The organism is Caballeronia catudaia (assembly GCF_001544755.2).
Taxonomy (GTDB): Bacteria; Pseudomonadota; Gammaproteobacteria; order Burkholderiales; family Burkholderiaceae; genus Caballeronia; species Caballeronia catudaia.
This window is the reverse complement of record NZ_FCOF02000022.1, coordinates 1-13,425: the sequence shown is the minus strand read 5'-3', so window position 1 is coordinate 13,425 and position 13,425 is coordinate 1. Positions and strand designations below refer to the sequence as shown.

At 57.9% G+C, this 13,425-nt stretch carries 9 protein-coding genes and 3 pseudogenes; 6 read left to right on the top strand and 6 right to left on the bottom strand.

From position 1 onward, the window contains the following. Positions 1-222: 222 nt before the first annotated feature. Positions 223-1,134: a GTPase Era gene (gene era, locus AWB75_RS22065; RefSeq protein WP_061126183.1), complete on the bottom strand. Its 912-nt coding sequence runs from the start codon at positions 1,132-1,134 to the stop codon at positions 223-225. 624 nt (positions 1,135-1,758) lie between these two features. Between era and AWB75_RS37150 the strand changes: the two genes are divergently transcribed. Beyond that, positions 1,759-2,358 (top strand): hypothetical protein, encoded by a 600-nt coding sequence (locus AWB75_RS37150; RefSeq protein ID WP_143746476.1) that lies wholly within the window; start codon positions 1,759-1,761, stop codon positions 2,356-2,358. Between the two features lie 869 nt (positions 2,359-3,227). On the opposite strand, the gene AWB75_RS22060 is transcribed toward AWB75_RS37150, so the two are convergent. Continuing rightward, complete coding sequence (locus AWB75_RS22060) at positions 3,228-4,220, bottom strand: IS5 family transposase (RefSeq protein ID WP_061126182.1); 993 nt, start codon at positions 4,218-4,220, stop codon at positions 3,228-3,230. Between the two features lie 341 nt (positions 4,221-4,561). Here AWB75_RS22060 and AWB75_RS22055 point away from each other — a divergent pair, with 341 nt between their 5' ends. The 4 genes from AWB75_RS22055 (at position 4,562) to AWB75_RS22040 (ending at position 10,534) form a co-directional block, all read left to right on the top strand. Next, entirely contained in the window at positions 4,562-6,838 is a 2,277-nt protein-coding gene (locus AWB75_RS22055) for an FdhF/YdeP family oxidoreductase (protein WP_061126246.1), read from the top strand. 255 nt (positions 6,839-7,093) lie between these two features. Beyond that, positions 7,094-8,482, top strand: a complete 1,389-nt coding sequence (locus AWB75_RS22050) for a cytochrome ubiquinol oxidase subunit I (RefSeq protein WP_061126181.1) — start codon at positions 7,094-7,096, stop codon at positions 8,480-8,482. Positions 8,483-8,486: 4 nt separating this feature from the next. Then, positions 8,487-9,494, top strand: a complete 1,008-nt coding sequence (gene cydB, locus AWB75_RS22045; RefSeq protein ID WP_061126180.1) for a cytochrome d ubiquinol oxidase subunit II — start codon at positions 8,487-8,489, stop codon at positions 9,492-9,494. A 128-nt stretch (positions 9,495-9,622) separates the two neighbouring features. Then, the gene (locus AWB75_RS22040) at positions 9,623-10,534 is read left to right on the top strand and encodes a bestrophin family protein (protein ID WP_061126179.1); all 912 of its coding nucleotides are present in this window, start codon (positions 9,623-9,625) and stop codon (positions 10,532-10,534) included. Positions 10,535-10,640: 106 nt separating this feature from the next. Here AWB75_RS22040 and AWB75_RS22035 read toward each other — a convergent pair. Continuing rightward, positions 10,641-11,239 (bottom strand): annotated as a pseudogene (locus tag AWB75_RS22035) (uracil-DNA glycosylase family protein). Between the two features lie 291 nt (positions 11,240-11,530). On the opposite strand from AWB75_RS22035, the gene AWB75_RS22030 reads away from it, so the two are divergent. Then, positions 11,531-11,869 carry a DUF488 domain-containing protein gene (locus AWB75_RS22030; protein ID WP_235012193.1) on the top strand — a complete coding sequence of 113 codons (339 nt, stop codon included), beginning with the start codon at positions 11,531-11,533 and terminating at the stop codon, positions 11,867-11,869. Here AWB75_RS22030 and AWB75_RS22025 read toward each other — a convergent pair. The 3 genes and pseudogenes from AWB75_RS22025 to AWB75_RS22015 form a co-directional block, all read right to left on the bottom strand. After that, positions 11,850-12,779 (bottom strand): annotated as a pseudogene (locus AWB75_RS22025) (IS30 family transposase); the annotation flags it as partial. The gene AWB75_RS22030 and the pseudogene AWB75_RS22025 overlap by 20 nt on opposite strands. 76 nt (positions 12,780-12,855) lie before the next feature. Next, entirely contained in the window at positions 12,856-13,047 is a 192-nt protein-coding gene (locus AWB75_RS22020; RefSeq protein WP_061126177.1) for a hypothetical protein, read from the bottom strand. A gap of 42 nt (positions 13,048-13,089) precedes the next feature. Then, positions 13,090-13,425 (bottom strand): annotated as a pseudogene (locus tag AWB75_RS22015) (AAA family ATPase); the annotation flags it as partial.

The following is a 13,425-nucleotide window of genomic DNA, read 5'->3' as shown; positions in this document are numbered from 1 at the left end:
TCCATTATCTGCCGTTCCACTATCGCGTCGAAGCACTCGCGCGTGAGAAACCTCCGAGCGGAACGCATGCACCGGTCGGCTGCGGCGATCGAGGGCAATCATCTCCTCCGTTTCCTCCCCGATCACACGCTGCGAGCACACCTCCTGCCCTACGAGTGGATCAAACGCTCGCCGTGCCGGTTTCCTGTACCGCACGGTGGCCAGTTATTCATAGGTCGGGCGTCATTCGTATCCGTAGGCGCGAAGTCCTGCTTCATTGTCTGCCCAGCCGCTCTTTACCTTGACGAACGTCTCGAGATACACGGGGCCATCAAACAGCTTTTCCATGTCAAGCCGAGCGTCGGTGTTGATCTGTTTGAGCTTCGATCCTTCCTTGCCGATCACGATTGCCTTCTGTGATTCACGTACCACGAGGATCGTCGCGAAGATGCGCTTGAGACGTCCTCCCTCCTCGAACCTGTCAATCAATACCGTGCTCGTGTATGGCAGTTCATCGCCGGTCCAGCGGAACACCTTTTCACGCAGGATCTCGGCGGCGAGGAATCGCGAACTCCGATCGGTCAGGTCATCTTCGCCATAGATTGGCGTTCCTTCCGGCAGGTATGGCTTGATCGTCGTCAACAGATGCTCAATGTCTTTCGGGTGGGTGGCCGACAGCGGAACGAGTTCGACAAACTCTCGCAGTTTGCTCATCTGCTGCATGAACGGAAACAGCGTCTCCTTGTCCTTGACGCAGTCGAGTTTGTTCGCGATCAATAGCGTGGGCATGCCGGGCGGAATCAGGTCCAGCACCTTCTGATCATCTGGCCCGAACTTGCCCGCCTCGATCACGAACAGGATCACATCAACCGAACTCAGCGTCGACGTAACTGCGCGATTCAGTGATCGGTTCAGCGCGGCGTCGTGACGAGTTTGGAAGCCAGGCGTGTCGACGAAGATTAACTGCGCGTCCTGAGTCGTGTTGATACCGGTGATGTGATGACGCGTGGTCTGTGCCTTGCGCGACGTAATACTGATCTTCTGTCCGATGAGGGCGTTCATCAGCGTCGATTTACCGACGTTCGCCTGCCCGACGATAGCGACCACTCCGCAATGGAATCCAGGACGAAAGGAGTCAACAGCAGGATCGGTCATAGTCCATGCCTCGGGAAAGGCGACGAGTTTGGAAGGTGAGCCCCGGCGTGAGTGCTTGACCGTTTGATTATGGCGAGGCGGATTTGGAATCCGATTGGCAAATATATCGAAGCGGGCGTCGCGTTTCGCGATAGTTATTATCGGTTCCGCAACTTTTGATATGAACGATCGGGGAAATGCAAGGGGCTGAACATTGGGTTTTGTCGCATAACCGTGCCCCGTTGACGCGCGGAACGGCTGAACCACCTCATCCAGGCACAGCGCCCTTTCTCGCAATGGGTGAAGGCAGTCGTGTCAATCTTGACGAGCGCCATCCCGTCTCAGCGGACATTCGCAAAAACTGGGGAAAACGGGATGTAAAGCGGACGACCATCGCGGCGACACCCCATACTTTGTATCGGCCCGTGAACCTGTCGCCGCTTCAGTCAGCGCTACGCTCCAGTCTGTCAGGATGTGAAGACCTCGCCGTGCAACAGCAGCGGTTCACCCCGCAAGCCGCCCCGAATTGCGGCAGCGGCCTTCTCGTATATTAGCTCCGGTGCTGCTCGAACTCACGCAGCAGTTCGGATTTATGACTGCCCGGCTGAGACATCTCGTGGAGCACATTCTCGCTACGCAAAGGTAGTGGACGCTGTCCACTTTTATGCCGAATTTAACGGCATCGTGTCCGTCCATATGCATGATCCTGATACCTTCTATGGTATCGGCCATCGTCGTCCCCTTGCTTGCTGTCCAAAAAGACTAGCACGAAAAGCCTATTTGACTCCGCTTTTTTCAGGCAGTCGCGCCCTGCCCCTCTTGCGTCGCAACAAGCGCGAAACCCCAACATACGGAGCAGACGAGCCAACGCTCGTTCCTTTTCCTGAGCCCGACATCGCTCAATTTGCGATCACCACCGATCCTGATCTTTCAATTTCCGCCTATGCTTATACGCAACCGAAACCGATCGACCAGCATTCGCGCGTTGTCTGTTCAAAATTGCATCGCCGAGGCGATCCGTGGGTCATCAGAAAGGTCCCGAATGTCGAGGTTGGGATCGGCCCCTCGAAGACGCGAAAATCGTTTCAACCCTGGCGAACGAAAACGTCGACTTCTCGTCTCGCCGTCGGAAAGGCCGCGACCGCGATCTTCACCGCGTCGAGCCTGATTGTTGGAGTCGAACAAGCATCGGATGGTCGGGCATCCAATGCTCGGGAAGGGCGAACAGGCGGAGGTGGGTCATGAAGGAATCGCCAAGTCGGCGCACGGGTTTTCTAACCGACCTGAAGTGGATGTTGATTCTCTGGCTTTTGGGAATAGGCGCTGTCACCCTTCTCGTATTGCCGGTTCGTCTGCTGATAGCAGCGATAATGCGGAAATAGTAGCGCTGTTCCCCATTTTCCGGGTGCGCGGGACCACGCGACTCGCCCGCACCCACTGCTCTTCCGCTTCAGTCAACGACTTGTCCCGGCCTGTTGATTAGCGACGCTACTTTCCGAGCGCAAATCCGATACATAGTATCGGATTGAAAGATGTTAACAGGAGTCCGACTTATCAATAGGATTTGATCAGTGGCGCCGCGCGGTGCGTTCGTGTTAGTTTTGCATCCAATCATTGCTAGTTGCAGAGCGACATCGTGGCGTTCTTTCCCGCTAGTGCGTCTCAGCCGATCGGTTGTCACTTTCGGCGTGCAGAGCTAGCGCGAAAGACAAGCCTGCGAAAAGAGGCTTCGAACGCTCACACGCGGATACCTGGGGTCGAAGTGCAATTTTTGCCAAGCGAAGCGATCGACTAACGGAGTGAGCAGACCATACACATAGTGTGTGTTATCCGCTGAGCCAAGCCTGCTGTCGGTGCTCTGTCAATGACACACTCCACCTGGCGGATGCGAGACGGCGATGTTCCGAGCTACCGCCTTGACGTCATGAGAGTGGCATGAAGGGCAAACCGTTAAATGCTCGATATAGTTTTATAACGATATTTAGGGAAACGCTGAATAATGGGTCAGCGCGCGAGGTTATCGGCAGCGCTGGTTCACAATTTTCGGATGACGAAGCGAAACCAAGGTAATTCTTGGGAGTTCCGCCGAAAACGGGCTTCACTTCTCGCATTTTTCAAACACAAGACGGATTGCTTCCATGAACGGAGCGCAACAGATTTCGCGCGATCACCAGGTTCGCCAAGCCCAACAGGCTGAACAGTTGCGCCGTGTTCTTGGCCAGTCCCTTGTAGCGCACTTTGCGATGACGGAACAGGTTCTTGATGATATGAAACGGATGCTCGACCCGAGCGCGGATTTGCGCCTTGGTTTTCTCGAGCGCGATCACCAGATCCTTCAGCGGACCATCCTGCATCGCCTTGATCTTTCCGCGCTTGGCCGCTACGCGCCATTTCACCGACTTGCCCTTCATTTCGTCGCGTTTGTCCACGCCGATGTAGCCCGCGTCGCCGAACGCTTCCTGCTCATGGCCGTGCAACAGGGCATGGGCCTGCGACACATCCGACTCATTGGCCGCCGTGCCCACCACGCTATGCACGAGGCCAGATTCGGCATCGACGCCGACGTGGGCCTTCATACCGAAGTGCCACGCGTTTCCTTTCTTGGTCTGATGCATCTCCGGGTCGCGACTCTTCCCGGCGTTCTTGGTCGAAGCCGGCGCCTCAATGATCGTCGCGTCGACCAGCGTCCCTTCTTTCATCATCAACCCGCGCTCACACAGCGAGATGCCGATTTCGTCAAACAACTTGCGCGTCAGATCGTGCTCGAGCAACAGACGCCGGAACTTCAACAGCGTGGTCGCATCCGGCGCGTTCTCAACTGCCAGATCAATGCCGGCGAAGCCGCGCATCGCGATGCTGTCATAGAGCGCGTCTTCGAGCGCTTCATCCGACAACCCGTACCACTGCTGAAGGAAGTAAATACGCAGCATACGTTCCAAGCCAATCGGCGGTCGGCCTCGCTCGCCCTTCGGGTAGTATGGTTCGATCGCCGCCAGCAAACGCGGCCACGGCACGACCGTCTCCATCTCAGCCAGGAAGCGCTGACGCTTGGTCACGCGCTTCTTGCCCGCACTTTCCGCCTCTGCAAAGCTGATCTGCCGCTTCATCACTATGGTTCCGTTCCGTGAGCTTGCTTCTACAACGTCCTCGGCCACATCTGCGATGACGGCCGAGTCGAATTGATCAGCGTTTCCTTAGCGCAATTTTTATAGCAATAAGTCGGCGTTTTAATAATACACAGTACCGGCATTTGAAAACCGATATATACGGAGAAACCTAGCGCTGCTTTGATTAATCTTAGCGCATGTCAATTTTCCTCTTGTGCAAGAATTTAGATTAACTAGACTTAACCGCAGTAGCCGCCTCGTCAGCCGCGAGACGGCGAAGCCTTGAAATCAACAGGCTATCCCGTCCCTAGCAGGACTACGCTCGTTTATTGGAGGTTCATGTGGCCAAGCTACGCGACGTGCCAGGTATCAGGCCGTACGAAGGTCCCGCTGGCGGTTGGGGTGCACTCAAAGCGACCGCTCAGGCGATCCACGATCAGATGGACAGCATCGAGGCGCCGATCACGCTTCTCAGAACGAATCAGCCTACCGGCTTCGATTGCCCGGGTTGCGCCTGGCCCGACAAGGAACACCGATCCACCTTCCAGTTTTGCGAGAACGGTGCGAAGGCTGTTACATGGGAAGCGACCACCAAGCGTGTGCTGCCGGAATTTTTCGCAAGCCATACGGTCAGCTCGCTGCTTAAGATGACCGACTATGAATTGGAGGACATGGGACGGCTCACGCACCCGCTCGTGTACGACCGTGCAACTGATACCTATCGCACCGTCGAATGGGAAGATGCGTTCGCGCGGATCGGCGAGATCCTCCGCACGCTAAAACCGGATCAGGTCGAGTTCTATACGTCGGGCCGTGCTTCGAACGAAGCTGCATATCTGTATCAGTTGTTCGCGCGCGAATACGGCACGAACAACTTTCCCGATTGTTCGAACATGTGCCACGAGCCGACCAGCGTGGGATTGCCGCAGTCAATCGGCATCGGCAAAGGTACGGTATCGCTCGACGATTTCGATTCGGCGGAACTCATCATTGCGATGGGCCACAATCCCGGCACGAATCACCCGCGCATGATGGGTACGCTGCATGAAGCTGCGCGGCGAAACGTGCCGATCATCGTCTTCAACCCATTGCGCGAGCGCGCGCTGGAGCGCTTTGCCGATCCGCAGAGCATGTTGGAAATGGCGACCTTTGGGTCCACCCGAATTGCGTCGACCTATTTCCAGGTCGATGCCGGCGGCGACGCGGCGGCGCTGAAAGGGGTGATAAAGGCCTTGCTCCAGATGGAAGCCGAGCAAGGAAACGTCCTCGACCGGGAATTCATTGCGGCACACACGGAAGGGTTCGACGCCTGCGCCGCGGACGTTGAGGCGACCTCGTGGGACGACATCGAAAAGGCAAGCGGCCTCACGCGCGCAGACCTTGAGCACGTGGCCATCGCCTACGCAAAATCCAACGCAACGATTGTGACCTATGGCATGGGCATTACGCAGCATAACAAGGGAACAGCGAACGTTCGGCTGATCGCCGACCTGCTGCTCATGCGTGGGAACTTCGGAAAGCCCGGCGCTGGAATCTGCCCGCTGCGCGGGCACTCCAATGTACAGGGTGACCGCACCGTCGGCATTACCGAAAAGCCCTCCCAGGAGTTCCTCAAGCTCATACAAACGGCGTGCGGCTTCACCCCGCCTTCCGAGCACGGACACGACGCTGTCCAGGCCATGCAGGCCATGATCGATGGCACGTCGAAGGCGCTCTTTTGCCTCGGTGGAAATTTTGCTGTTGCACTGCCCGACCCCGAGCAGTCTTTCCCTGCCATGTCCAGACTCGACCTGGCCGTGCATATTGGCACGAAGCTCAACCGCACGCACCTCCTCGTCGCGAAAGAAACGTATCTGTTCCCTTGCCTTGGACGAACAGAGCTTGACGTGCAGACTGGAGGACCGCAGTCGGTCACGGTTGAGGACTCCATGTCGATGGTCCATGCGTCGTCGGGCAAGCTTACACCCGCGTCGGAGTTCCTGCGCTCGGAGCCCGCAATCGTCGCCGGCATCGCACGCGCCACGTTGCCGAATACCAAAGTGCCGTGGATGGACCTGATCGCCGACTACGACAAGATCCGTGACCTGATTGAACAGACCGTTCCTGGCTTCGAGGATTTCAACGCGCGTATCAGAGTTCCCGGCGGATTCAGGCTGCCGCTTCCGCCGACCGAGCGACAGTGGCATACGCCGACGGGCAAGGCAATGTTCTCCGTGTACAGCGGGGTGAAGGAAGATGCCGACGTCCTCGGCGCTGAGAACGTGCTGCGACTCATCACGATCCGTAGCCACGATCAGTACAACACCACCATCTACGCGATGGACGACCGCTATCGAGGCGTGTTTGGCAGGCGGGATGTCCTTTTCATGAACCAGGACGACATGGCCGAACACGGCATCGAACACGGCGATCTGGTGGACATTGAAACGATCACTTCCGGTAGGCCGCTCAAACTGAAGAACATCACTGCCATCATCTACAACATCGCAAAGGGCTCGGTCGCGGCGTACTACCCGGAGGCCAATGTTCTGGTGCCACTCGACTATATCGACAAGGAGAGCGGTACACCTTCTTACAAGTCAGTGCCCGTACGGGTGGAGCGCGTAGCGACGAACTGACCTTGCATTGGCTGCTTGCCTGATATGCCGCGCTTTGCCGTCGTGTCGGTCGGCATTCAGGCGGCTGGGGCGCGGCGTCGCGCGGTGAAGAGAAAGACCGCGCGATAAAAGCGGGGCCGCGCCCACCCCGCCATTTGCTTCGCAAACCGGTGAAATCTGTTCCAACGGGCGTCAGATTTATCGCCTAGTCGAGCACCTCCGCATGACGTTTGTCGTCACACGCTTGATGTCATCACCTGGAGCTATTGACCGATTATGGAAATCTTCGACGCCTTTCATCTCGCCAGGTTGCAGTTTGCGTTCACGGTTTCATTTCATATCGTCTTTCCGGCGATCAGTATCGGCATGGCCAGCTTCCTCGCCGTGCTCGAGTGGCGCTTTCTGCTGACTGGCGACAAAGCGTACAAGGACATGTACGTGTTCTGGTCGAGGATCTTTGCTGTCGGCTTCGGGATGGGCGTTGTCTCCGGCGTCGTGATGGCCTATGAGTTCGGCACAAACTGGAGCGGCTTCTCCATGATTGCCGGCAACATCACCGGACCGCTATTGACCTATGAGGTCCTCACGGCGTTCTTTCTGGAAGCGGGGTTTCTCGGGATCATGCTATTTGGCTGGCACCGGGTGAGTCCTCGTGCACACTTTTTCGCGACGCTCATGGTCGCGGTTGGAACGCTGATTTCGACGTTCTGGATTCTAGCGTCAAACAGCTTCATGCAGACACCGCAGGGCTTTGCCATGGAGAATGGTCGTATTGTCCCAGTCGACTGGTTCAAGGTGATTTTCAATCCGTCGTTTCCCTATCGACTGGTGCACATGACGATCGCCGCGTTTATCGTAGCGGCCTTCATTGTTGCCGCTTGCGGTGCATGGCACCTCCTCCATGGCCGGCGCGACGTACCGGTCAAGCGCAGCCTGTCAATGGCGCTATGGATGCTGCTCGTGCTAACGCCGATACAGATCCTGGTCGGCGACGCACACGGGCTGAACACGCGCGAGTATCAGCCAGTGAAGATTGCAGCCATCGAAGGTCTTTGGGAAACCGAGCATGGCGGCACCGCGCTGAACCTGTTCGGTCTGCCCGACATGGACGCGGAGACTACACGATACGCGATTCAAGTGCCTCACCTCGGCAGCTTGATTCTGACCCATAGCTGGACCGGCGAGATCCGCGGCATGAAGGAGTTTCCGCCGCAAGATCGCCCTTATTCGCCAATCGTGTTCTGGACGTTCCGCATCATGGCCGGTCTTGGCATGCTGATGTTATTGACATCGATCGTTGGACTGCTGCTGCGGCGCAACGGCCGGCTTTACGAGGCCCGCTGGTATCAATGGTTTGTATTCTGCATGGGTCCGTCGGGCATCGTGGCGCTGCTAGCCGGGTGGATCACGACGGAGGTAGGCCGCCAGCCCTGGACAGTTTACGGCGTGGTACGGACGATAGACTCGGTCTCGCCCATCGGCAGCCAGCAAGCGGGCGTCACTTTGTTGATATTGATCATCGTGTATTTCCTCGTATTCGGCGTCGGCGTCTATTACATGCTGAAGATGATGAACGCAGGGCCTGCGGAAGGTCTCGAAACCCGCGAGTCGTTGAAGTACCCTGAACTGCACAACCGTGCCCTAGACGTGCTGGAAGGAGAATAATGTCATGTCCATCGATCTTCCCATCATCTGGGCGTTTATTATCGGCCTCGGTGTCTTTATCTATGTCACGCTTGACGGCTTCGATCTGGGCATCGGCTTGCTGTTTCCGTTCTTTGAAGAAAAGGGCGATCGTCACGTGATGCTCAATACCGTCGCCCCAGTTTGGGACGGCAACGAGACGTTTCTGGTGCTCGGCGGTGCTGGTCTCTACGGGGCTTTTCCCGTTGTCTACTCCACCCTCCTGCCGGCCAACTATATGCCGCTTATCCTGATGGTCGTTGGGTTGATTTTTCGGGGGGCGGCGTTCGAATTGCGCGCAAAGGCCAAACGCACGCAGCATGCCTGGGATCTCGCATTCATTGGTGGCTCGGCGCTGGCGGCGTTCTGCCAGGGCGTCACGCTGGGCTCCCTGCTACAGGGCATCAAGATTGTCGACGCGCGCTTCGTCGGCGAGCCGTTCGATTGGCTCTCCCCGTTCAGTGTGTTCTGCGGCTTCGGCGTGCTGATGACCTATGCAACGTTAGGGTGTGGCTGGCTCATTCTCAAAACGGATGGGGAGCTGCAGCGCAAGATGCGACAATTGATGCGCCCCCTCGCGATTGCCCTGCTCGCAACGATTGCGATCGTCAGCCTCTGGACCGTGATCGGCTTGCCAGCCGTAGAGAAACGCTGGTTTGGAAGCGGCCAGCTCGGATGGTTCATTCCCGTACCGATACTCGTCATTCTCTGCGTGTGGGGCATTCTCCGCTCGATCCGGCTGCAGCACGAGGCAATGCCGTTCCTTCTGACACTCGGCATCTGCTTTCTCGGCTATACCGGCCTCGTCATCAGTATCTGGCCGTATATCCTCCCTCCGTCGCTGACGATCTGGGATGCTTCGTCGAGTCACTCAAGCCAGCTCTTTGCGCTTGTTGGCACCGTGATCGTGCTACCGATCATTCTCGTCTATAACGCCATGCAATATCGCGTATTTCGGGGCAAAGTACGGGAAGGAGACCCTGGCTACCATTGACTCGGACCGGCTAACGGACGGACGATCGTCGTGTTCGAAGCTGCGCGAGCCCTGACTCCGTTCGCGCGCGAACCTGCGCAGCGCGCCTGCCGGAGGACGCGTGATTCAGTACATGAAAAGAGCACACCATGATCGTGAGGCCGACTGAAAACTGGTTCCGCTTGTTGTTTGTGTGGAACGGTTCCGTTCTTCAATCGATCATTCCGCAGTTGGCTTTCATGGCGGTCGTCAGCATCACCGCCGCATTCACGCACGGACGGATCTTTGGAGAGAAGATTCCCCTCAACACCGCACCTTTCACCTTGTTCGGCCTCGCCCTTGCCATCTTTCTCGCGTTCCGCAATAACGCAAGCTATGGGCGGTTCAATGAAGCGCGTCATTTGTGGGGCAATCTGCTAATCTCTACGCGGGCGTTGACGTCACAAATATTATGTTACGTCCCGGAGCATGCGAACAGGCTTCAAATGACGCAGATGATGATTGCCTTCGTCTACGCACTCAAGCATGAACTGCGAGGCACAGATCCGACCTCGGATTTCGTGCGCCTGCTGGGGCTCGATCAGGTCGAGGCACTACGCCTGAAGCACTACAAACCCACAGCGCTGCTCGATGAAATCCGTCGCGAACTTGCACAGACGGAACTCCACGGACGAGCAGGTGCGGAGACGCTCTGGCTGCTCGATGCGCAGATCAACGAATTAGGCGCAGCCGTCGGTGGATGCGAACGCATCGCCTCCACCCCAATCCCATTCTCCTATAGCGTATTGTTGCACCGAACCGTCTATGCTTACTGCATCATGTTGCCGTTCGGACTGGTTGATTCGACGGAGTTCTTCACGCCCCTGCTGTGTGTGTTCATCTCCTATACGCTGATCGCGCTCGAAGCGATTGCGAGCGAAGTGGCCGAACCGTTTACAGTCGCGCCGAACGCGCTCGCGCTCGACGCCATGGCGTGCAATATCGAACGCTCTATTCTCGAACTATGCGGACGCCCCCTGCCGGAACCAATCGCTCCAATTCGTCTTTATCACTTGACCTGAGAAAAGCGCGCGTGCGTCCCCCTTCTCTCTTTTATGGCGTTGATGTAATTCGCTTTCGATGCGTGTCATGGAGTAAGGAAGAGCGAGGGACCGGGTCGCCGGAACATCAAGCGGCGAGTTGCCGGGAAACCCGACGCCGCAACTCGGGCAGCACGTCGGTCTCGAACCAAGGATGGTGCTTGAACCACCCTTGGTTGCGCGGCGATGGATGCGGCAGCGGCACCACGTCCGGGCCGAATTCACGCCATGCCTGCACAGTGTCGGTCAGCGTCGCTTTTCGTGCACCGCCGAGAAATTGCCGCTGCGCGTACTGGCCGACCAGCAGCGTGAGGCGGATCGCGGGGAGTTCGGCGAGTAGCCGGTCGAGCCACAGCTCCGCGCATTCGGGGCGCGGCGCCGTATCTCCGCTCGCGCCGCGCCCGGGATAGCAGAAAGCCATGGGCACGATCGCGAAGCGCGAGGCATCATAGAAAATGTCGGTGTCAACGTCGAGCCATTCCCGCAGCCGCTTGCCACTGGCGTCGTTCCATGGGATACCGCTCGCATGCACGCGTGCGCCCGGCGCCTGGCCGACGATCAGTATACGGGCATCGCGATGTGCCGCAGCACGGGCCGCGGGCCGAGTGGCAATTCGGCTTCGCATGCGCGGCAAGCGCGGATTTCAGTAAGCAGCGCGTCGAGTGGGGTGCGTCGTCGTTCAGGCATCTAAAGTCATCGGTATCGGAACCTGCCATTTTGTGGTCGTGGCCGGCACCGAATGCATCGTGCGCCTGCGGCTGTAAAAATCATACAATGTCGAAATGGACCGGTCGCACAGTATGATGTGCGTCGGAAGAGGTGCGCAAGCGCGCGGCTTGCGAATATGACCCCACGGTGCAGCGCAAACATGACTACGACGTCGTTCCTCAGTGACCATCTGCGGATCAAGCGTGCGTACGAAGCCGCCAACCGGATGGCGGTACGCGGATCCTCATCGATCGGCTTTGGCTGCGCGGCGTGAGCAAGGAAGAAGCCGCGCTCGACGATTGGATGAAAGATATCGCACCCAGTACAGAGTTGCGAGAATGGTTCGACGATGATCCGCAGCGCTGGCCTGAATTTCAGCGCCGCTATCGCGCCGAGTTGCTGGTGCAACAGCACCAGGATGAGCTCGATCGCCTTCGCGCGCTGACAAAGCGGCATACGGTCACGCTCGTCTACTGCGCGCGTGACGAGACGCATGATGATGCCGTGGTCTTAAAGAGACGTGCTGTTCGACAAGGCGCACCAATAGCGTCATTTGCTCGACGCCACGATCTCGGGAGGAATGGCGGATTCAACCGGTCGATGCAATAGCTTGATGGAATCTTTCAGCTGGTGTCTCGTAATCCAGCATTTTCCGGGGCCGCTCGTTTAGCCTTCTCGCCACAGCATTGAGTTTGGCTTGCGAATAAGCCGATAGATCGATCCCTTTTGGGAAGTACTGTCTCAACAGCCCGTTCGTATTCTCGTTAGAGCCGCGTCGCCACGGATGCTTGGGGTCACAGAAATACACGGCAATGTCAGTGGCAATGGTGAACCGTTTGTGCCCCGCCATCTCGGTGCCGCGATCCCAGGTAAGCGATTTGTAGAGCTCTTGCGGAAGCTTGCCGGCGTGTTTGATGAGCGCCTTAGCCACAGTTTCACTGTCCTTGCTGTCAATCTTGACTAGCATCACATAGCGTGTGTGTCGCTCGACAAGCGTAGCAATTTGGCTGTTACCGCTGCCACACAGGAGGTCGCCTTCCCAGTGCCCCGGAACGGCGCGGTCCGCAACCGTGGCGGGACGTTCACTGATCGAAACAGCATCGCGGATACGACCGTGATCTTCGGTCTTCTGCGTGTGATGACGTGAGCGACGCATGGCACGGGTGCGCCGCAGGTGCTCCAGCAGCTCTTTTTTCAGCGCGCCGCGTGCTTGAATAAAGAGCGTCCGATAGATCGTTTCGTGAGACACGTGAAAACCCTCGTTGCCCGGCCATGTTCGCTTTAGCCATCCGGCGACCTGCTGCGGCGACCATTCCAGTTGCAGCTTTGCTGCCACAAGTTTTGCCAGCGCCGGTGTCGCGACAAGTTTGCATGTCTTTGGGCGCAGCGCCCGCTGCCAGGTGTTATGGCGCGCGCTGGAATAGGTCCGGCGTCGCGTGCTATTCGAGGTGAGATGATGAAGTTCGTCGCGCGCCCGACGAGAAGTATGTTGTCTTGAGCAGTGCGCGACGGAACGGGCAGCCAGACGGGGAAGCGTCGCGCGTACGGACGCCCATGTGAAACGGCCCCGGCGCGATGAACGCCGGGGCCGAAGGTCAGAATGGATCGTCCAGGGGATCCTCGTCGAGCGGCGGAACGCCGTCGGGCGGACGATAGCGGCGTGCCTGCTTTCCGTATTCCCAGTCGAACCAGTGGTAGAGGTCGGCGAGCATGATCCGGATCAGGTAGGCCGCTTCATCGGTGAGCTCGGGACGGCGGGGCGTCGTGTTTCGGGTAAAGATGAACATGGTGTACCTCGCGGTTGAAGAATGACGGTTTAGAGATCGCGTTTAACGCATTTCCTCGATGGCTTGCTGCAACAGCTCGTCGGGGAGATGGTTGAGTCCGCGGGGGACTGCGAGCTGCATGGCAGTACGCAAGATGCGCCCGGCCTGCCGGGGTAACCCGCGCGAAGCCTGACGCAGCAGTTCGAGCCCGGAATCGGCCAACAGCGTATGGGTACAGCCGGCGGTCTTGAGCGCGTGCGTGATGAGCTGCGCAAAGCGTTCGCGCTCGATCACAGGCTGCAACTGCACGCGCGTCTGGATCCGGCTGTAGAGCGCGGCGTAAGGTGTGCGTTCGAGCATGCTGGCCAGCGGCGGATGACCGACCAGCCACACGGTGAT

Bases quoted from the DNA above. Each gene is read 5' to 3' on its own strand.
- AWB75_RS22060 (WP_061126182.1), bottom strand. From the start codon at position 4,220: ATGAAGCGGCAGATCAGCTTTGCAGAGGCGGAAAGTGCGGGCAAGAAG.
- era (WP_061126183.1), bottom strand. From the start codon at position 1,134: ATGACCGATCCTGCTGTTGACTCCTTTCGTCCTGGATTCCATTGCGGA.
- cydB (WP_061126180.1), top strand. From the start codon at position 8,487: ATGTCCATCGATCTTCCCATCATCTGGGCGTTTATTATCGGCCTCGGT.
- AWB75_RS22040 (WP_061126179.1), top strand. From the start codon at position 9,623: ATGATCGTGAGGCCGACTGAAAACTGGTTCCGCTTGTTGTTTGTGTGG.
- AWB75_RS22050 (WP_061126181.1), top strand. From the start codon at position 7,094: ATGGAAATCTTCGACGCCTTTCATCTCGCCAGGTTGCAGTTTGCGTTC.
- AWB75_RS22020 (WP_061126177.1), bottom strand. From the start codon at position 13,047: ATGTTCATCTTTACCCGAAACACGACGCCCCGCCGTCCCGAGCTCACC.